Here is a 17,688-nt window from a genome sequence, read left to right on the forward strand (position 1 = left end):
GATTATCGCCTGCGCCAGACGAACAGACCGGACATGGCGTAATTCCAGACCACGCCCATCAGCGCGCCGGCAAGCCCCGCAAGCCACCAGATCGGTTCCTGCTCGAAGATCGAGAACGCCACCCCGACGTTGGCAAGCAGGCCGACGCCGCACACCAGATAGAACAGCAGCAGGCCGCGCAGGATCGCAAATCCCTTCAGCCGCTGGTCGCGATAGGTGAGGAAATTGTTCAGAATGAAATTGCTGGTCATCGCGACCAGCGCACCAATGGCCTGCGCCTCAGCAAACCGGGCATTGAAGATTTCGTGCGCGATGAACAGCGCCACGAGATGTACGACAAGGCCGGTGCCCCCGACCATCGCGAACAACAGGAAACGCAGTGACACCACGTCATGCGTCAGCTTGGCCAGCACCAGCCCGAGGAAATCCAGCGCCACCATGGAGTCGAGTTTGCTCTCGCCATGCTGGCGCGAGCCGAAGGTATAGGGAATTTCGACGGCGCGCAGCTTGCCCTGCGCCGAGGCGACGATATCGAGCAGGATCTTGAAGCCCTGGGTCGAGAGCTGCGGCGCCAGTTGCTCGAAACGATCGCGGCGAATCATGAAGAAGCCGCTCATGGGATCGGCGATCTCGACCTTCAGCGTGCGCTTGGCGACCTCGGTCGCAAGCTGACTGGCGCCTGCCCGCTGCTTGTTGAAACTGTCGGCGCTGCCGCCCTCGATGTAGCGGCTGCCGACCACCAGTTCCGCCTCGCCGCTCCGCAGCAGCGCGACCATCTTCGGCAGTTGTGCTTCGTCGTGCTGCAGGTCGGCGTCGATCACCGCAGCATAGGGCGCGCTCGATGCCAGGATACCCTCGATGCAGGCACCCGACAGTCCGCGTCGCCCGATCCGGCGGATGCAGCGGACGCGGGAGTCCTTCCGCGCGAGCCCGCGCACCACTTCCCAGGTTCCGTCGGGGGAATTGTCGTCGACAAAGACGACTTCCCAGGCGATGCCCGCCAGCGTCGCCTCCAGCCGCCGGTACAGCACCGTCACGTTGTCGCGTTCGTTGAATGTAGGGACGACGACCGAAAGCTCAGGCAAACCGGCCTGCGACGGGGTTTCGGGGCCCGGTTTGATGGCGTCATTCATGGCCGCCAGCGTATATCCGCAGCCGCCTCACATGCCAAGGGTTCCGGAACAGCCACTCAATGGGGGAAAACGGCCTTAAAGAGGAGCCTTAAATGCCAACGACCACGAACAGAGGGCGCGCGTACATCCGGCGCAGCCAAACTATTCATGGTCGTTCCAGCGTCGGAGCCTTGAAGCTTCAACGTCGCCGTTGAATATAACATGGGAACACCGCCCGCGTTCCGCAAGGGGGGATCCGTCTCTCCTAATTCGGCACTTCCCGAATCACCGGGCCGCGCGGCGCTGGCGCAACAGGCGCCGGCTGCACCGGCGCCGGTTGCTGGATGCTGGCCGGTTTGGTGGGCTTTCCATACTGGCCGATCGGCCCGTAGGCGACGGCGACCACCATCACGATCGAGGCGACGATGGCTCCCAAAAGACCGGCGAATGACTGCGAATTCATACTCTACGTTCCCCTACGCCTGACCGGGAACTGATATCATGGAAAAAGCGCGTGGAGGAATAGTCCCTGCGTCGACCATTGAGAAAACACCCCATCGAGTCCACCTTTCAAAATCTGACCACGCGAGTGCCGCGCGACCGACAAGCAAGAACCGCGATTAGATCGCAAACATGGCGGAGTCTCGACCTTTGATTTGACAGGGAATAGGGGAAGCAGATGTCGAATACAGATCAGGGCAAGCCGACCGGGAAATCCGGACGGCGCAACCGGAAGGGAGAGCGGGGCAAAAAGGCCGCTCCCCAAGAGAACCCGACGGTGAGCCCAACGGCGAACCCGGCGCCGGTTGAATTGCAAAGCCCGGATCAGGATCCGCCGCTGCAGCCGGAGCCGGCTCACGCGGAAAGCCCGAAGGTCGATCAGCCGGCCGTCGACGAACCAGCCGTCGCCGCATCGCCGGAACCGCAGCCGACCGCGGCGCCCTCGCCGGCCGAGCCCGCGCCGGCCGAGGCCGCGCCAGCCGAGGCCGCATCGATCCAGTCTGCGCCCGCCGAGCCCGCTACGGAGCCTGCGCCGGTCAGCCTGCAGACCATCGCGAACGCCTATCGCGACTACACAAGGAAATCGCTCGAGGATTTCGGGTCCTTTGTCGAACAGCTCAGCGGCGTTCGCTCGCTCGACAAGGCGATGACGGTTCAAAGCGAATTTGTGAAGCGGGCTTATGAGACGTCAGTGGCCGAGTCGCAGAGGATCTGCGAACTCCACACCAAACTCGCCAAGCAATCGCTGCAGCCGTTTCAGGGCCTAGTCGGCAAGGCGCCGGAGAGACATAACAAGCCATAACAAGCCCTGGGCGCGTTGAAACTACGGCTCTTGCGTAGAGCGAAAGAGAGAGGCTCCGGTTATCCGGAGCTTCTTTTTTTGAAAAGCGCTCCACGAGACCGCGCGTTTGTATTCCGAAAGCCTTGCCGCCGCGGCGACAACTGGTCAATCGGAGCCGATTTGGCTAACATCCGTCAGCCCTCCCCCTGTCCGAAGAGTCTTCCAGTGAGCAAGGCCTCTAAGTCGACCGCAACCAGCAGCGGCAGCATCTATATCGGTATCGGCGGCTGGACCTTCGAGCCGTGGCGCGGCGTGTTCTATCCCGAGAAGCTGGCACAGGCAAAAGAGCTGTCCTACGCCGCCTCGAAGCTGACCTCTATCGAGATCAACGGTACCTATTACGGTTCGCAGAAGCCGGAGAGTTTTCGCAAATGGGCGCGTGAGGTGCCCGACGGCTTCGTGTTCTCGTTGAAGGGACCGCGCTTCGCGACCAATCGTCGTGTGCTGGCAGAGGCCGGCGACTCCATAAAGCGCTTCTACGATTCCGGCGTGATGGAGCTTGGCGACCGGCTCGGCCCGGTGCTCTGGCAATTCGCGCCGACCAAAAAATTCGACGAGGCCGATTTCGGCAAATTCCTCGAACTGTTGCCGCGCAAACTCGACGGTCGCGCGCTACGTCACGTCGTCGAGGTGCGGCATGACAGTTTCTGCGTGCCGGAGTTCATCGCGTTGCTGCGACAATTCGAGACGCCGGTTGTATTCGCCGAGCACGGCAAATATCCCGCGATCGCCGACATCGTCAGCGATTTCGTCTATGCGCGCCTGCAGAAGGGCAATGACGAACTGAAGACCTGCTATCCGCCGAAGCAGCTCGATGCCTGGGCGAAGCGCTTTCAGGCCTGGGCCGCCGGCGGCGAGCCCGACGACCTGCCGCGCGTCGAAAAGGCCAAGCCGAACAAGATGCCGCGCGACGTGTTCGCGTATGTGATCCACGAAGGCAAGGTGCGTGCGCCTGCGGGTGCGATGGAGCTGATCGAGCGCGTCAAATAATCAAACGCTCAGTCGAGCTTGATGCCGGCCTCGCGGATCAGTTTCGTCCAGGTTTCGTATTCGGACGCGACGAACGCATCGAGCTTGTCGTCAGGCAAATCCCACGGCTCGCCGCCGCTCTTCTCGAAGCGCTCCTTGAGTTCGGGCAGCGCGGCACGGATTTCCCGGCGCAGTTTTGCGATGACGTCCGGCGGCGTCTTTGCCGGCGCGAAAATGCCGAGCCAGGAATCGACGTCGAGGCCGGGCACGCCAGCCTCAGACATGGTCGGCACATCAGGCGCAAGCGGGCTGCGCTTCGACGACAGCACCGCAATGCCCCGCGCCTGCCCGGACTGCACGTAAGGCAGCCCGGCGGCCATCGAATCGAAGAACAGGTCGATGCGGCCCGCGAGCAGGTCGGTAAAGGCTGGCGGAGACCCCTTGTAGGGCACCTCCAGGAATTTGACGCCCGCAGCCTTCATGAAGGCAGCCGCTACCAGTTGCTGACCGGTGCCGACGCCTGCCGTCGCGACCGAGATCGAGCCGGGATTGGCCTTTGCGGCGGCGACGATGTCCGCGAGCTTGCTATGCGGTAAATCCTTGCGGCCGACCATGACGTAGCCGAACTTGTAAACCAGCGCGACCGGCACGAAATCCTTGCGCGGATCATAGCCGAGCTTGGAATAGAGCGCCGAATTGAATGCCATGTTGGAGAGCCCGCCGACCACCAGCGTGTAGCCGTCCGGCTCGCTCTGGCTTGCGGCCTGCGTGCCGACGACGGTGCCGGCACCGGGCTTGTTCTCGACCACGAAGGCCTGCCCCATCCGCTTCGACAGCGCATCCGCCAGATGCCGCCCGACCAGATCGTAACTGCCGCCGGGCCCGATCGGGACGATGATCTTCACCGGGCGATCGGGATAGCTTGTCTGGGCGTGCGCCGTGCCGCTAACGAGAAGCGCGAGCAGCCCTGCCAGCGTCCGGCAAAATCGGTTCATCGTGTCCCCCGTGCATGCGGCCTTCGACAGGCTCTTTGCAGGGACTATGCGACATGCCGCGCCCGGCGGCAACGCGTCATATGGAAATCATCCGCGCACGACCCTAGCTTTCCCGATGACAGATCAACGCACCGGACATCGACATGGCCCGCAAGACCAAACGCCTCTTCACCATCGGCTATGAGCAAACGCCGGCGAAGGCTGTGCTCGACGAGCTGGAAGCGTCGGGCGTCAAGCTCCTGGTGGACGTGCGCGCCGTTGCTTCCTCGCGGCGGCCGGGCTTCTCCAAAACTCAGCTCGCGGCCGGCCTCGACGAGCGCGGCATCTCCTATCTGCACCTGAAGGGGCTGGGAACGCCGAAGGAGGGCCGCGAGGCGGCGCGCAGCGGCAAGTTCGATCTCCTTCACAGGATCTATTCCAAGCACCTGAAGACCGCTCAGGCCAAGGAGGAACTCGACGAGCTTTCGGCGCTGGTGAAGCAATCGGGACCCGTCTGCATTCTCTGCTATGAGCGCGACCATTCTCATTGTCACCGCCAATGGATTGCCGAGATCATCGAGGATCGCGACGGCGTGAAGGTGGAAAATCTGGTCGCGCCGCAGGTGTAGTCAAACCGTCATTGCGAGCGAAGCGACCCTTCTACGCTTGCTACGCAAGCTTCGCAGGGCTCAAGTCCGCCGAAGCGCTTCTGCGCGAAGGCGGAAGCAATCCACTTCTCCGCACGGGATAGATGGATTGCTTCGTCGCTTGCGCTCCTCGCAATGACGGCGTAACCCGCAATCGCACCTTACCCTAGTCCATCCAGCCGGAACGTTCCCTCCATCATCTTCACGCTGCTGCCGCCGACGTGAATGGACGAAATCACGCCATTCTCTTTGCGGACGCGCGTCAGCAACAGGCTCGGCCGGCCCATGTCGATGCCCTGCCCGATCCGCAATTTCAGTTCGCCGTCCTTGGTGGGGTCGAGATCGGCAAGCAGCGCCGCGCAGGCGGCCGTCGCGCTGCCGGTGGCTGGGTCTTCGGACAATCCACTGGCGCCCGGATGAAACATCCGCGCCTGCAAGTCGCGTGGCGCTTCAGCGGCTGGCACGTCACGCGTATAGAAGTAGACGGCGTCGCTGCCGTCGCACGGGAAGGTTTTTGCGAACGCCGCGGCGTCCGGCCTGGCACGTCGCAGCGCTTCGCGAGAGGCCACTTCCACCGCGAGGAAGGCCAGGCCGACCGAGATGACCTGCGGCGGATGACGGTCGGTCTTGACGTCGCCAGCCAACAACGAGAGGCAGGCCGCCGCTTGTTCGACACTGACATGCGACATCCGTTTCAACGGTTGCGGCGCCGTGAATTCGGTGCTGACGACCTTGCCATGATCCGTCAGAATCTCGACCGGCACGAGGCCAGCCTTTTCCTCGAACAATAGCCGCGCCGGCGGCTTTTCTGCCAACGTCGCCAGCACAAAAGCGGTTCCGACATTGGGGTGGCCCGCGAAGGGTATTTCGCGGTTCACGGTGAAGATGCGAACCTGCGCATCGTGAGTGGGCTCGCGCGGCGGCAGCACGAAGGTCGTCTCCGAATAGTTGAACTCGGTGGCGATCGCCTGCATCTGTTCGGTCGACAGCCCGTCGGCATCGAGCACGACGGCCAGCGGATTGCCGCCGAAGGCGCGGTCGGTGAAAACGTCCACAGTGATATAACGCCGCTGCATTCTTTTTCTCCCTATGCCAACCGCCACACGGCCATCGGCCGCTCATAGCCCCTGACTTCCACCTCGCCGAGCGAGACCGCATCGCGGCACGCTTCGCCGAGCGCATCGCGAACCGCTTCGGAGATCAGGAATTGCGAGTTGAAGTCCTTGTTGAGCGCTTCGAGCCGCGAGGCGAAGTTCACGGTGTCGCCGATCACGGTGTATTCCTTGCGCCGGGGCGAGCCGATGTTGCCGGCGACCACCTCGCCGAGATGAATGCCGATGCCCATGCGCAGCGGCCAGCTAGTCACTTCGTTGAGCCGCCCATTGGCTTCCAGCATCTCGCGCGCCGCGGCGACCGCCCGGTGCGCCGGGTCCGGCGCTTGCAACGGCGCTCCGAACAACGCCAGGAATCCGTCACCCAAGAACTTGTTCACGATGCCGCCGTGGCGATCGAGGATGTCGACCAGCACGGCAAAGGCGCCGTCGAGCCGGTCCACCACTTCCTGCGGCGTACGTGTGCGCGCGCCGGCGGTGAAGCTGCGGAAATCGACGAACATGACCGCGACGCGGCGGGTGTCGCTGTCGGTCTTGGTGCCCTCGGCCATCAGACGTTCGACCACCTGTGGCGAGACGTGCTGGCCGAACAAATTGGTGATGCGGTCGCGCGCGGTCGCCGCCTTGATGCTCGCCTCGAACTGCCGCCGCAACTGGTGCCCGACCGCGCCGGCGAGCACGCCGCAGATCAGGATGATCAGGCTGCGCGCAGCGTGATAGTAGATACTGGGCTCGGCCTCTACGCCGGTCGGCGGGTGGTAGAACATCGCCATGCAAAACAATTGAACGGCGGCGACCGCGCCGGTGAAGGTGGAGAGCCAGAAGTCCAGCCGCAGCGTCGAGAGGATGATGAAGATGAAATAGGTCATCGGCACCACGAAGCCCAGCGCCGCGACCGACCCCATGCTGTTGATGTGCAGCGCCAGCGCGACCGTCGGCATCGAGGTCTCGATCAACGCGCCCAGATAGCGCCGGAATATCGGCAGGTCGCGCCCCTGACGCATGTGGCGGGCGATCGACCCATGCACCCATAACTCGAACAGGATGAACGGCACGATGATCGAATAAAGATAATGCGGCTTGAGATTGCCGTGCCACACGCGGCTCACCGCCTCGGGCGCAACCAGGTAGACGGTCCAGAGAATAAGCGCCAAGAGCGCTGTGGTTGCGATCAGTGCCTTGATGCGCAGCAGCTCGGTCGCCATCACTTCCTGCGTCAGCGCGCGCTGGAAGTCGGCCGACACCGCCGGCTCTTGATCGCTCTTCCCCTTGCCCCAGAACTTCACTGTCTTCTCCGGAATGACGATGCGCATATAATCTCAATCGAGCGTGCGACGGAAGCGTGTCACGGCGATGGTCATCGCCACCAGCATCAGTGCAATGAGTGCAATCGTGTCGTATTGCAGGTTGGAAGGAGCCGCACCCTTCAGCATGATGGCGCGGACGATGCGGATGTAATGGGTCAGTGGCAGTCCCTCGCCGAGATACTGCGCCCAGACCGGCATGCCCGCGAACGGAAACATGAAGCCGGACAACAGAATGCTCGGCAGGAAAAACATCATCGACATCTGCATCGCCTGCAACTGGTTCTGCACGATGGTGGAGAAGGTATAGCCGATCGAGAGGTTGGTGGTGATGAACAGCGTCGTCAGCGCCGCGAGCAGCGCCACGCTGCCGAGAATCGGTACCCCAAACAGCAAGGTCCCGATGCCGACGATCAGCGAGGCCTGGATGAAGCCGACGATCACGTAGGGAATGATCTTTCCGAACATCACCTCCACCGGCCTGATCGGCATCGACAACAGGCTCTCCATGGTGCCGCGCTCGATCTCGCGCGTCACCGACAGCGCGGTGAAGATCAGCATGGTCATGGTCAAGATGGTACCGACAAGGCCCGGCACGATGTTGAGCCGCGATTCCGCGGCCGGATTGTAACGGGCATGCGCCCTGATCTCGAACGGGAGCTGCGGCGGATCGCCGATGTGGAGGTCGTGCGCGAGCGCGCTCTGCACCACTGCACCGAGCGTGCCCAGCGCGGAGCCGGCCGCGACCGGATCGGTCGCATCAGCCGCGACAAGGAGCGCCGGACGGTCGCCGCGCCGCACCGCGCGCTCGAAGCCGCGCGGGATCTCTACCCCAAACAGCACCTTGCCGGACTGCAGCAGATCGTCGAATTCGGCGACGCTGTGTACTTCGCGGGTGAAGCGGAAATATTTGGTATTCTCCAGCGCCTTCAGCACCGAGCGCGCCAGATCGCTGTCCTCCTGGATCAGCACTGCCGTCGGCAGATGGCGCGGCGTGGTGTTGATGGCATAGCCGAACAGCAATAGCTGCATGACCGGGATCATCACGATCATCGCGAACGAGACCCGGTCGCGACGGAGCTGGATGAATTCCTTGACCAGCATCGCAAAGCTGCGCCGCCAGAAGCCGAAAGCAGGCTCCGGCACGCCGCGATTTTGGCTGGCAGCATCGGTTGCACTCATTGGAAATTGTCCTTTGAGCGGTTCATGAGATCGATGAATACGTCTTCCAGCGACGGCTCGCTGTCCTCCCAGCGCCATCCCCTCTTATCGCGATAAGGCGCGATGGTTGTCTGCAACGCGGACTTGTCGCGCCCCGAGACGTGCAGGCTGGTACCGAACGGCGCCACCATGTCGATGCCGGGCTTGCCGGCAAGCTCGGCCGCAAGCCCGTTGAGGTCGTCGCCGGAAACCGTGTAGGTCGACAACGCCGATTTCGCGATCACTTCGTCCACCGTGCCGTGCGCCAAGAGGTGGCCGTAGGCGATGTAGGCGATCTCGTGACAGCGCTCGGCCTCGTCCATGTAATGGGTCGAGACCAGCACCGTCAGCCCTTCGGCGGCGAGCGCATGGATCTCGTTCCAGAAATCGCGCCGCGCCTTGGGGTCGACGCCGGCCGTCGGCTCGTCCAATAGCAGCAGTTGCGGATTGGGCAGCGTGCAGGCGCCGAGCGCCAGGCGTTGCTTCCAGCCGCCGGAAAGTTCGCCGGCAAGCTGCTCCTCGCGGCCGCTCAGGCCGATCCGCCGGATCATGTCACGTGCAGCGCCCCGCGCGTCGCGCATGCCGTAAAGCCGCGCGACGAATTCGAGATTCTCGCGGACCGAGAGATCCTGATACAGGCTGAAGCGCTGCGTCATGTAGCCGACCAGACGCTTGATCTTGTCGGCGTCGCGGCGGATATCATAGCCGAGGCAGGTGCCCTCGCCGGCATCCGGCGTCAATAGCCCGCACAGCATGCGGATGGTGGTAGTCTTGCCGGAGCCGTTCGGCCCGAGGAAGCCGTAGATCGAGCCGCGCCTCACCTGCATCGAGAGGTCATGCACGACCTCGCGGCCGCCGAACGATTTTGATAGGCCCTCGACGTTGATGGCGATGTCGGGGCCTGATGCAGGCACTGTATTCATCGCTTGTCCGCCACCGGCGTCCGGGGATTAAGGAACACGCTGATCGGCTGGCCGACACGCAAGACGTCGGGCCGGCTCGGCCGCGCCTGGATCAGGTAGACCAGCTTGTTGCGCTCATCGAGGCTGTAGATCACCGGCGGGGTGTATTCCGCCGTCGTAGCGATGAAGTAGATTTTTGCGGTGAGATCGGGCGCGCAATTGTCGCAGGTCACCCTCACCTCGTCGCCGATCGCAAGCTTCGGCAGCTCCGTCTCCGGCACGAAGAAGCGAATCTTCATGTTGCCGGGCGGCATGATCGACAGCACGGGCCGTTGCGCCTGCACCATCTCGCCTTCGCGGAAATAGATCTGCTGGATGGTGCCGGCGACCGGCGCAAAGCCGCTCCGCCGCGCGAGGCGAGTCTGCGAAGTATTGACGCGGGCTTCCGCGACGCGCAACGCCGAGGTTGCCGAATCGAGGTTGGCCTGCGTGCCGGAGCCGGTCTTGCTCAGCGACGCCGCGCGATCATAGGTCTGCTGCGCATTGGCGAGCGTCGCCTTGTTCTGATTGAGGTCGGCCTGCTGCAAATCGTCGTCGACGGTGTAGAGCTGCATGCCGGGCTTCACCTCGTCGCCCTCGCGCACATTGAGTTTTGTCACACGGCCGCTTTCGTCGGGGCTGACAAAGATCATGTCGGCCTCGACCCAACCCTGAAAACCCGGGTCCCTGCGCTCGTTGCAGCCCGAGAGCACGGCGGCGAGCGCCAGCGCGGCCAGGATCGTTATCGTTCGCGACGAAGTCATGCCGTTCTCCGTTCGCCAAAAATCAGATCGAGATGCACCCGAAACATTTCGAGGGCATCCAGTGGCGCATGTCTGCTGAAAAGGCTCTGCCAGATCACGGCAATGAGCGCGGGCGCCACCATGATTTGCGGAAACCGCGCCAGGTTCTTGTGTTGAATCTCGCCGCGCGCGATGCCGAGTTCGATCAGCGCGCGCATGCCCGCAAGGCCTCGCGACACCACTTCGCGGTAATAGAAGTCGGCGACCTCGGGAAATCGCGGGCCTTCGGCAACGATCAGCCGCACAAGGTCGCCGCGTCGCGTGGCGGCCACCTCCTCGATGAAGGTTTTGGCAAAGCCCTCCACCATGTCGCGCACCGATGCTCCGGGCTGCGGCGGCGTCGCCCAGAGGCGGGTGACCAGCGGCACGATCGCGGTCCGGATCAATTCCTCGAACATCGATTCCTTGTCCTTGAAGTGCAGGTAGATCGTGCCCTTGGCGACGCCAGCGCGTTTGGCGATGTCGTCGAGCCGTGTCGCCGCAAAGCCGCGCGCGATGAATTCGTCCATCGCCGCCGCGATGATGGCCCCGCGCCGCTCGGCAGCGCGCTCGGCGCGGTTGGAGGCCGGCTTGGGTTTCGAGGAGGCCGGTGCCCTCGCCGCGGCCCGGCGCTCGGCCGGCTTCGGGGCGGATTTCCTGGCGCTTTTGGTGGCTTCATTTGTCATGCCCTATTTATGACTGACTGGTCAGTCATTGTCAATTTCGAACGGAGCCAAGGCTTTCACATGGACGTGACCCGGGCTGGAGATTCCTCGATCGCGCTGCCTCTTGGAGGATCTTGCGCCTAGCGGAAGGAGCGTCACATCCCATGCATGCGGGATGGGTCCTTGCGAGCGCCACAACGGGTCGTCATGCCCCGCGAATGCGGAGCATCCAGTACGCCGCGGCCTCTCGGTTCAATCATTGGCGTCTCTGGAATACTCGATCGTCCGCCGGAGCCTGTCATCGGGCGCGCATTCGCGCGACCCGTTGGCGGACAATGACAGTGAATGTGCGTCAGCGCTCTCGCGACGCATCGCATCTCTTTGCGCTTATTGCACACGAGACCGCGGGTGCAGCAAGCACCCGGCATTCCCTGCTCCCTCGTTCTCGAGGAGGGACGCCAAATTGGCAAGGCAGCGATCTACGCGACAAGGGGGCAGCCACGCGCTCAGTTCGGGTCGATCGAAGAGCCGCTGCCGTTTTTTAGCACGATGCCTTGGTTTGCATGATTGCTTACAAGGAACTTTCGGTCCTGTGCGGCGTCATAAGTGATGCGGCCAAGGCCTGGCACGGGAGGTGCCATGTCGAAGTTCAGCGTTACAGTGATCGCTGTCGTACTGGTGACCGCGCTGTCGAGTGCCGCCACTGCGAAAGGGCGCGGACATTTTGGTCTCGGCCCACTGAGCAGCGTGAAATCCGCATTCGCCCGCGTGCTTGCGCCAGGGCTGCTTCTTGGCCGCCCCAAGCATCATCGCCGGGTACATGTCCGTAGGATCAAAAACGCTCCCGTCGCTTTAAAAAACGCACCGGTCGCTTTACAAAACATCCCGTCCGCGACGAACCAGCCCTCCGGCGAGGAGGGGTTGGTTGTTGGCAGGCTATTCACCGACCCTGCGGCACGAAAGCAGATTGCCGCGACTGCCGCGCTTGCTCACTGGCATGGTGACCGTGACACTACAGACGGGTGGTGGTCGCATGGCCATGGCGGATATGGCTGGGTTGGGCCGCTGTTCTGGCCGTTCGCCTACAATGATATTTATGGTTATGCCATCTTCGGCGATGGCATGGGCTTCTGGGACTACGGCTACCCCGACATTTACGCCGGAATCTTTGGGCCTTACGGCAGTGACGAACTAGCTGCTTACATGACTCCGGATTCTTCCGGCCGAAGAGAACGAAGGATCCCGCCGCTGCAGCAGCTCTGCGGTGATGCCGGCCACGAAATTGCCGGTCTCGCCATTGATCAGATTCAGCGGGCGATTCAACCGACCGAGGCGCAACGGGCCGCTCTGGATCGTCTTGCCGACACATCTAACTCGGCCGCTCAGATCATTCAGGCATCTTGCCCGATGCAGCCCGCATCAACCGCGCCAGCCCGATTGGCCCTGATGCAGCAGCGCACAGCGGCTATTCTCACTGCAGTAATATCCCTGGAGCCGCTGCTAGGGGAGCTTTATGATCTGCTGAATGATGAGCAGAAAACACGGCTCAACGCGCTCGCTGACGATCAGCTCAAGACGGCGTCCGCAAACGGGGCCATGAAAGCGTCGGCCCAAGGCTGCGAAGCGTCCCTGCCGGCCGCGTTGCAATGGCCCGCTGGCGAGATCGAGGCCACGCTACACCCGAACGAAGCCCAACGCGATGCGCTTGAACGGCTGCGGCGTGCCAGCGCCAGAGCTGTCGAGATGCTGAGCTATGAATGTCATCCGAAAGATGCGATCACCCCACGCGCTCGCCTCGCCGCGATGGATGGTCGGCTCAGTACCATGCAACAAGCCATCAATCTGGTGAGCGACGCTCTGGAAGACTTCTATGCCACACTGAGTGATGAGCAGAAGTCTCAATTCGAGCTGATCGGACCAAAACGAGCGCCGTAATCAGACGGCTTCCTGGCGCCAAACCGACCAGCAATTCCAGTTCCCGACCGATCGGCGCGCTCACCCCTTGCGCATTTTTCCGAGCAGGTAGTTGTCGTAATAGTTCTCCGCGATCTGCGTATAGAACAGCACTTCCTTCATGTACGCGTCGTGGCTCTCCTTGGTCTTCTTGAACAGCGGGCTCTTCTCGGCGATCTCGTTCAGATGGTCCTGCGTGGCCTTGTAGCAGGCTTCCAAGACCGGCTGCGGAAATGCGCGCAGCTCCGCTCCATTGGCGACAAGCCGCTTCAGCGACGCAGGATTGACGCTGTCGTATTTTTCGATCATCCACGCGCCGGCTGCTGAAGCGGCCTGGTTGAGGATCGCCTGGTATGGCTTGGGAAGCGCATTCCACTTCTCCTCGTTCACGGCCATGTGCAGCATGGCCCCGCCTTCCCACCAGCCGGGGAAATAGTAATACTTCGCCACCTTATAGAAGCCGAGCTTCTCGTCGTCATAGGGACCGACGAACTCCGCGGCATCGATCGTTCCTCGCTCGAGCGCCGGATATACGTCACCGCCCGCGATCTGCTGCGGCACGACGCCAAGCCTTGCAAGCACATGGCCGCCCATGCCTGCGATGCGGAATTTCAGGCCTTTGAGATCGTCGACCGTCTTGATCTCCTTGCGGAACCAGCCGCCCATTTGCGTACCGGAATTGCCGCACAGAATCGCGTGCGCCTTGAAAGGCTTCAGCGCCTCGTTGCAGAGATCAGCGCCGCCGCCGAACGTCCACCAGGAATGCTGATGGCGATGGTTCATGCCGAAGGGCGCGCCGGTCGCGTAAGTCAGCGCCGGCTCCTTGCCTATGTAGAAATAGAGCGGCGTCTGCGCGATCTCGACGGTCGAGGAGCTCACCGCATCAAGCGCCTGCAAGCCGGGCACGATCTCGCCGGCCGCAAAGGTTTGAATCTGAAACTTGTTGTCGGTGGCATCAGCCACGTATTTCGCGAAAGTCTGCGCCGTGCCGAAGATGGTTTCGAGCGACTTCGGAAAGCTCGAGGTCAAACGCCACTTGATCTCGGGCGCTGCTTGCGCGATCGCAGGTGCCGCAACCAGCGTCGTCGCGCCGACCACGGCGCTGCCTTTGAGGAACGTACGGCGTTTCATGATGTGCTTACTCCCTTAAGGGAAAGCCGATTGGCGTGGGGCAAAGCGCCTTCCGGGTCCGTTTGATCTCATCATAACGGACTTCGAGGCATGCGTGAAAGCACAACCTCGTCAGGCGAATTGTCGCTTGAACCGCCTCAATCGGACCAGCATTATTTGTCCCAGGGGGTGCCGTCTCCAGAGCGCCCTCTCCTGGGAGGTTACTGATGAAAGCATTCACATTGGGTGCGGCGATCTCGTTTGCGTTCTCCGCCGCTGCCTACGCGCAAGCGCCAACCTGGACCGTTCCGTCCGAAAGCCAACGCTGTCCGTCGAAATGGGGCGCGGCCGACGAGCGCGGTTCGGCCAACCACCAGAAGCCCGCGGCCGTGATGAACGCGGCGAAGCTGATCAGGAACGGCGAGGTGATCGAGCTGGCGCACGTGCTCGGTCCCAGCATGGCGTTCTTCGGAACGCGACGCTTCGACATGCATACCAAGCGCACGTTCATGAACCAGTTCTCCAACATGCGCGGCTCGAACGAAGAGATCATCATTACCGAACTCGGCCAGGTCGGCACGCAGTTCGACGGCTTTGCGCACCAGACCCATCTCAATAGCTGGTACAATTGCCAGAAGGTCGACGAGAATAGCGATCGCACCGGATTCAAGAAGTTCGGAATCCATAATGTGGGCACGCTGTTCACGCGCGGCGTGCTGATTGACGTCGCGGGCTTCAAGGGCGTCGACATGCTGGGCGACAATTACGAAATCACTGTGGAAGATCTCGAAGGCGCCCTGAAGAAGCAGAACCTGACGCTGCAGCCCGGCGACGCGGTGATCATTCATACCGGCTGGGGCAAGCTCTACGGCAAGGACAACCCGCGCTACGTGAAATCCTGCCCGGGCATCGGCGTGCCGGCCGCGCTCTGGCTAGCCGCAAAGGACCCGATGCTGCTCGGCGCCGACAACTGGCCGGTCGAAGTTGCGCCCAACCCCGACAAGCAATTGTCGCTTCCGGTGCACCAGATCGCGCTCGTGGTGAACGGCATCCATCTGTTGGAGAATCTCAAGCTCGACGAGCTCGTGCAAAAGGGCGTCGGAGAATTCGCCTTTGTGATGCAGCCGCTCAAAATTCAGGGCGGGTCCGGCTCCACGGTGTCGCCGATCGCGGTGAGGTAACGAGTAGTGAACAAGTAGCCCGCACGCGCGAACGGGCCGCGCATTCGCGCGACCCGTTGGCTCATGCGGGCTACGCTTGCTACTCCTCGGTCGGGCCCGGAAGGAGGCGGCGAAGGCGCTGAGCTTCGCGCCACGTCGCAAGACCCTCCTTCCCAAGTCGAGCGAGCCTGGTTGCCAACTGCACGAGGATGAGTGTGATCATGGCTACCGGCCCGCTTTAGCAAGCAGACGCCCGGCCTGATGCTCGGCGTCGTCGGTCGGTTTGAACCCGCGGGCGGCAAGGTACTGCGCAACGACACGGTCAGCCCGCCGCTGACGGGCTTCGATTTGAACGCGCAACAATCGGGTGAAGAACGAGGGCTTTCCGGTCGGGGCAGAAAACCAGGCCCCAGTGGTGAGTACGTTCGCCATGGATGGCTCCTTTATCGGAGTTGTCCCTGGGCGAATTTCCTTCCCTGATGCGAGACATAGGTATTGGTGCCAACAAATGCGAGACCAAATACCTCGCACCCATGCATCAATTTTGCACCTTGCCGCGCAAAATGCCCGGCGCAATCACATGGCTGTAATATCAAATACGCATGTCCGCCGACCCAGGCGAATCATCTGATCTGCGAAATCACTGGGCGGAGTGCGAGTCGCGAGCGCTCACTTCGCGAACGGGTTCACCCAGCCTCCCCGGCCAGTGGACGCGCGCGGCGGATAGGCGGTCTCGAGATAGCTCAGGACCTTTTCGCGATCCCCATCGTCGAGTGGCGGCATGTTGTGGCGGCGGATCATCAGGTTGATCGAATCCTCCCACTGCGCGCGCGTCATGCCCTGCTCCGCCACCAGGCGGAAACCGTGGCAGGCGCTGCAGGCGTAGAAGGTCTCGTCGCGGCCGGGACCTGCGGGAAACTGCTCCGGACTTTCCTCGCGTGGCGCAAAGCTTGTCTGCGCCGTGGCCGGCACGATCCAGAGCGCGCCGGCCATCGCGAGCCACACCAAGCGCTGCATCATCCGACCAGCACGGCGATTCGGTGCATGGCGTTGCCGCCATAGCCTTGCGGATTCCAGAAGCCGGCCTGATGCGGCTGCATCGCGCCCTTGGAGTCGGTGGCGCGCGCCCAGATCTCGAAATAGCCGTCACTCGGCAGTTTCAAGGTCGCGGTCCAGCGCTGCCAGTCATACTTGTTCTTCGGTTTCTCAAGCTTGGCCCGCTGCCAGCTCGCGCCGAAATCGGTCGAGATATCTACCTGCTTGACGGTGAGATCGCCGGCCCAGGACGCGCCGCGCAGCTTCAGCTCCTTGGTGCCGGCCGCGAACTTCGCTCCGTTCGCAGGATTGGTGATGATCGAGCGCACCGGCATCGATTCCAGAATGCGGAAGTTTGCCGGATCGGCCTTGTCGCCGGGCACCATCGGCTTGATCGGGGTGCGGTAGGAAAACTCCGTCATGCCGGGGCCGTCATGCTCGCGGTCGCGGATGGTGATGCGCGTCAGCCATTTCTGCGAGGCCGAGCCTGACCAGCCCGGGACGATCAGGCGTACCGGCCCGCCATGGATGTTCGGCAGCGGCTTGCCGTTCATGGCCCAGACGATCATCGTGTTGGGGTCCATCGCCTTCTCCAGCCGCACGCCGCGCGAGATGGTCGGCTTGCTGGCATCGCCGGACAGATGAAGATCGGCCGCATAATGTGCGGTGTATTTTGCTGATGGCTTCAGGCCCGCCTTCTTGAGCAGATCGGCGAGCGGCACGCCGGTCCATTCCGCGCAGCCCGCCCCGCCATTGGTCCACTGGTTGCCACGTGCCGGCGGTGAGAACTGTGACCGGCCGTTGCCGCCGCATTCCAGCACCATGCGCCGCGTCACGGCCTTGTATTTCGACTTCAACTCGCCGAGCGTGATCTCTATCCTGTTGTTGACCTCGCCATCGATGGTGATCTTCCAGGCGTCGGGATCCTTCGCCGCCTCGGGGATCTGCCCGTTGTTGCGGATGTAGAATTTCTCGATCGGCGTGGTGTCGTCGTCGAGCAGGCTTTCGGGCGTCTCGGCGACCAGCGGCCGCTCGCCGAGCACGACCAGCCCCTCGCTCTTGCCAGGATATTTCAGGTGTTGCGGTCCCTTGGCCGGCGCGGGCGTGGCGGCCGACGGGGGCGCGGCCGGAGCGGCCTGCGCATGGGCCTGAGGGATTCCGCCGCCGTTGCGCGAGAGCGGCATCGCGCCTCCGATGACGGTGCCGATCGCAGCCAGTCCTGAGCTGCCCAAAAATCTGCGCCGGCTGGTATCGAAATTGTTGCCATTGGGCGCATCGCGCCCGGACTCCCGCGCCATGATATCCTCCCTCATTGCCCTATGCCGGGCTTTTTGGCCGCAGTTCCCTTCCGGAAACCCGGCTGGCGGGAGTATTCGCGGTTT

General features: G+C 62.7%; 18 protein-coding genes. 5 read left to right on the forward strand and 13 right to left on the reverse strand.

What is annotated here, in order from left to right; all coding sequences use genetic code 11:
- Positions 1–2: 2 nt before the first annotated feature.
- Together V1273_RS23010 and V1273_RS23015 are read right to left on the reverse strand one after the other, a co-directional pair.
- Entirely contained in the window at positions 3–1,133 is a 1,131-nt protein-coding gene (locus tag V1273_RS23010) for a glycosyltransferase family 2 protein (RefSeq protein WP_334363534.1), read from the reverse strand.
- 244 nt (positions 1,134–1,377) lie between these two features.
- On the reverse strand, positions 1,378–1,575 hold the full coding sequence (locus V1273_RS23015; RefSeq protein WP_334410934.1) for a hypothetical protein: 198 nt from the start codon (positions 1,573–1,575) through the stop codon (positions 1,378–1,380).
- Between the two features lie 216 nt (positions 1,576–1,791).
- Here V1273_RS23015 and V1273_RS23020 point away from each other — a divergent pair, with 216 nt between their 5' ends.
- Positions 1,792–2,415, forward strand: coding sequence for a phasin family protein (locus V1273_RS23020; protein ID WP_334363536.1), 624 nt, complete (start codon positions 1,792–1,794; stop codon positions 2,413–2,415).
- 204 nt (positions 2,416–2,619) lie between these two features.
- On the forward strand, positions 2,620–3,444 hold the full coding sequence (locus V1273_RS23025) for a DUF72 domain-containing protein (protein WP_334410935.1): 825 nt from the start codon (positions 2,620–2,622) through the stop codon (positions 3,442–3,444).
- A gap of 8 nt (positions 3,445–3,452) precedes the next feature.
- Here V1273_RS23025 and V1273_RS23030 read toward each other — a convergent pair whose 3' ends face one another.
- Positions 3,453–4,418: a Bug family tripartite tricarboxylate transporter substrate binding protein gene (locus V1273_RS23030; protein WP_334410936.1), complete on the reverse strand. Its 966-nt coding sequence runs from the start codon at positions 4,416–4,418 to the stop codon at positions 3,453–3,455.
- Positions 4,419–4,561: 143 nt separating this feature from the next.
- Between V1273_RS23030 and V1273_RS23035 the strand changes: the two genes are divergently transcribed.
- Entirely contained in the window at positions 4,562–5,026 is a 465-nt protein-coding gene (locus V1273_RS23035; RefSeq protein ID WP_057843701.1) for a DUF488 domain-containing protein, read from the forward strand.
- 179 nt (positions 5,027–5,205) lie between these two features.
- On the opposite strand, the gene V1273_RS23040 is transcribed toward V1273_RS23035, so the two are convergent.
- The 6 genes from V1273_RS23040 to V1273_RS23065 are packed head-to-tail and all read right to left on the reverse strand — an operon-like array spanning position 5,206 to position 11,069.
- Entirely contained in the window at positions 5,206–6,120 is a 915-nt protein-coding gene (locus V1273_RS23040) for a PhzF family phenazine biosynthesis protein (protein WP_334410937.1), read from the reverse strand.
- Between the two features lie 11 nt (positions 6,121–6,131).
- Positions 6,132–7,469, reverse strand: coding sequence for an adenylate/guanylate cyclase domain-containing protein (locus tag V1273_RS23045; protein WP_334410938.1), 1,338 nt, complete (start codon positions 7,467–7,469; stop codon positions 6,132–6,134).
- A 6-nt stretch (positions 7,470–7,475) separates the two neighbouring features.
- Positions 7,476–8,642 (reverse strand): ABC transporter permease, encoded by a 1,167-nt coding sequence (locus V1273_RS23050; RefSeq protein WP_334363543.1) that lies wholly within the window; start codon positions 8,640–8,642, stop codon positions 7,476–7,478.
- Positions 8,639–9,583: an ABC transporter ATP-binding protein gene (locus V1273_RS23055; protein ID WP_334363544.1), complete on the reverse strand. Its 945-nt coding sequence runs from the start codon at positions 9,581–9,583 to the stop codon at positions 8,639–8,641. The genes V1273_RS23050 and V1273_RS23055 overlap by 4 nt, the downstream gene beginning before the upstream one ends.
- Positions 9,580–10,365: an HlyD family secretion protein gene (locus V1273_RS23060; protein ID WP_334363545.1), complete on the reverse strand. Its 786-nt coding sequence runs from the start codon at positions 10,363–10,365 to the stop codon at positions 9,580–9,582. The genes V1273_RS23055 and V1273_RS23060 overlap by 4 nt, the downstream gene beginning before the upstream one ends.
- A complete protein-coding gene (locus tag V1273_RS23065; RefSeq protein ID WP_334363547.1) occupies positions 10,362–11,069 on the reverse strand; it encodes a TetR/AcrR family transcriptional regulator in 708 nt (235 codons plus the stop codon). Before V1273_RS23065 ends, V1273_RS23060 begins: the two co-directional genes overlap by 4 nt.
- 618 nt (positions 11,070–11,687) lie before the next feature.
- Between V1273_RS23065 and V1273_RS23070 the strand changes: the two genes are divergently transcribed.
- A complete protein-coding gene (locus V1273_RS23070) occupies positions 11,688–12,983 on the forward strand; it encodes a Spy/CpxP family protein refolding chaperone (RefSeq protein ID WP_334363548.1) in 1,296 nt (431 codons plus the stop codon).
- 60 nt (positions 12,984–13,043) lie between these two features.
- Here the strand turns inward: V1273_RS23070 and V1273_RS23075 are convergent, their stop codons facing one another.
- Positions 13,044–14,132, reverse strand: a complete 1,089-nt coding sequence (locus V1273_RS23075) for a TRAP transporter substrate-binding protein (RefSeq protein WP_334363549.1) — start codon at positions 14,130–14,132, stop codon at positions 13,044–13,046.
- 206 nt (positions 14,133–14,338) lie between these two features.
- On the opposite strand from V1273_RS23075, the gene V1273_RS23080 reads away from it, so the two are divergent.
- Entirely contained in the window at positions 14,339–15,292 is a 954-nt protein-coding gene (locus V1273_RS23080; RefSeq protein ID WP_334410939.1) for a cyclase family protein, read from the forward strand.
- A gap of 204 nt (positions 15,293–15,496) precedes the next feature.
- Here the strand turns inward: V1273_RS23080 and V1273_RS23085 are convergent, their stop codons facing one another.
- From V1273_RS23085 to V1273_RS23095, 3 genes are all read right to left on the reverse strand, one after another.
- Positions 15,497–15,703 carry a hypothetical protein gene (locus V1273_RS23085; protein ID WP_334410940.1) on the reverse strand — a complete coding sequence of 69 codons (207 nt, stop codon included), beginning with the start codon at positions 15,701–15,703 and terminating at the stop codon, positions 15,497–15,499.
- A 237-nt stretch (positions 15,704–15,940) separates the two neighbouring features.
- Positions 15,941–16,291, reverse strand: a complete 351-nt coding sequence (locus V1273_RS23090) for a hypothetical protein (RefSeq protein WP_334410942.1) — start codon at positions 16,289–16,291, stop codon at positions 15,941–15,943.
- Complete coding sequence (locus V1273_RS23095; RefSeq protein WP_334410943.1) at positions 16,288–17,604, reverse strand: sulfite oxidase; 1,317 nt, start codon at positions 17,602–17,604, stop codon at positions 16,288–16,290. Before V1273_RS23095 ends, V1273_RS23090 begins: the two co-directional genes overlap by 4 nt.
- Between the last annotated feature and the right edge of the window lie 84 nt (positions 17,605–17,688).

The organism is Bradyrhizobium sp. AZCC 1721 (assembly GCF_036924715.1).
GTDB lineage: Bacteria > Pseudomonadota > Alphaproteobacteria > Rhizobiales > Xanthobacteraceae > Bradyrhizobium.

What these genes read in the sequence shown, in the direction of transcription:
- V1273_RS23075 (WP_334363549.1), bottom strand. Translation starts at nt 14,132, where the DNA reads ATGAAACGCCGTACGTTCCTCAAAGGCAGCGCCGTGGTCGGCGCGACG.
- V1273_RS23085 (WP_334410940.1), bottom strand. Translation starts at nt 15,703, where the DNA reads ATGGCGAACGTACTCACCACTGGGGCCTGGTTTTCTGCCCCGACCGGA.
- V1273_RS23045 (WP_334410938.1), bottom strand. Translation starts at nt 7,469, where the DNA reads ATGCGCATCGTCATTCCGGAGAAGACAGTGAAGTTCTGGGGCAAGGGG.
- V1273_RS23020 (WP_334363536.1), top strand. Translation starts at nt 1,792, where the DNA reads ATGTCGAATACAGATCAGGGCAAGCCGACCGGGAAATCCGGACGGCGC.
- V1273_RS23080 (WP_334410939.1), top strand. Translation starts at nt 14,339, where the DNA reads ATGAAAGCATTCACATTGGGTGCGGCGATCTCGTTTGCGTTCTCCGCC.
- V1273_RS23030 (WP_334410936.1), bottom strand. Translation starts at nt 4,418, where the DNA reads ATGAACCGATTTTGCCGGACGCTGGCAGGGCTGCTCGCGCTTCTCGTT.
- V1273_RS23070 (WP_334363548.1), top strand. Translation starts at nt 11,688, where the DNA reads ATGTCGAAGTTCAGCGTTACAGTGATCGCTGTCGTACTGGTGACCGCG.
- V1273_RS23050 (WP_334363543.1), bottom strand. Translation starts at nt 8,642, where the DNA reads ATGAGTGCAACCGATGCTGCCAGCCAAAATCGCGGCGTGCCGGAGCCT.
- V1273_RS23010 (WP_334363534.1), bottom strand. Translation starts at nt 1,133, where the DNA reads ATGAATGACGCCATCAAACCGGGCCCCGAAACCCCGTCGCAGGCCGGT.
- V1273_RS23060 (WP_334363545.1), bottom strand. Translation starts at nt 10,365, where the DNA reads ATGACTTCGTCGCGAACGATAACGATCCTGGCCGCGCTGGCGCTCGCC.
- V1273_RS23040 (WP_334410937.1), bottom strand. Translation starts at nt 6,120, where the DNA reads ATGCAGCGGCGTTATATCACTGTGGACGTTTTCACCGACCGCGCCTTC.
- V1273_RS23065 (WP_334363547.1), bottom strand. Translation starts at nt 11,069, where the DNA reads ATGACAAATGAAGCCACCAAAAGCGCCAGGAAATCCGCCCCGAAGCCG.
- V1273_RS23090 (WP_334410942.1), bottom strand. Translation starts at nt 16,291, where the DNA reads ATGATGCAGCGCTTGGTGTGGCTCGCGATGGCCGGCGCGCTCTGGATC.
- V1273_RS23055 (WP_334363544.1), bottom strand. Translation starts at nt 9,583, where the DNA reads ATGAATACAGTGCCTGCATCAGGCCCCGACATCGCCATCAACGTCGAG.
- V1273_RS23015 (WP_334410934.1), bottom strand. Translation starts at nt 1,575, where the DNA reads ATGAATTCGCAGTCATTCGCCGGTCTTTTGGGAGCCATCGTCGCCTCG.
- V1273_RS23035 (WP_057843701.1), top strand. Translation starts at nt 4,562, where the DNA reads ATGGCCCGCAAGACCAAACGCCTCTTCACCATCGGCTATGAGCAAACG.
- V1273_RS23095 (WP_334410943.1), bottom strand. Translation starts at nt 17,604, where the DNA reads ATGGCGCGGGAGTCCGGGCGCGATGCGCCCAATGGCAACAATTTCGAT.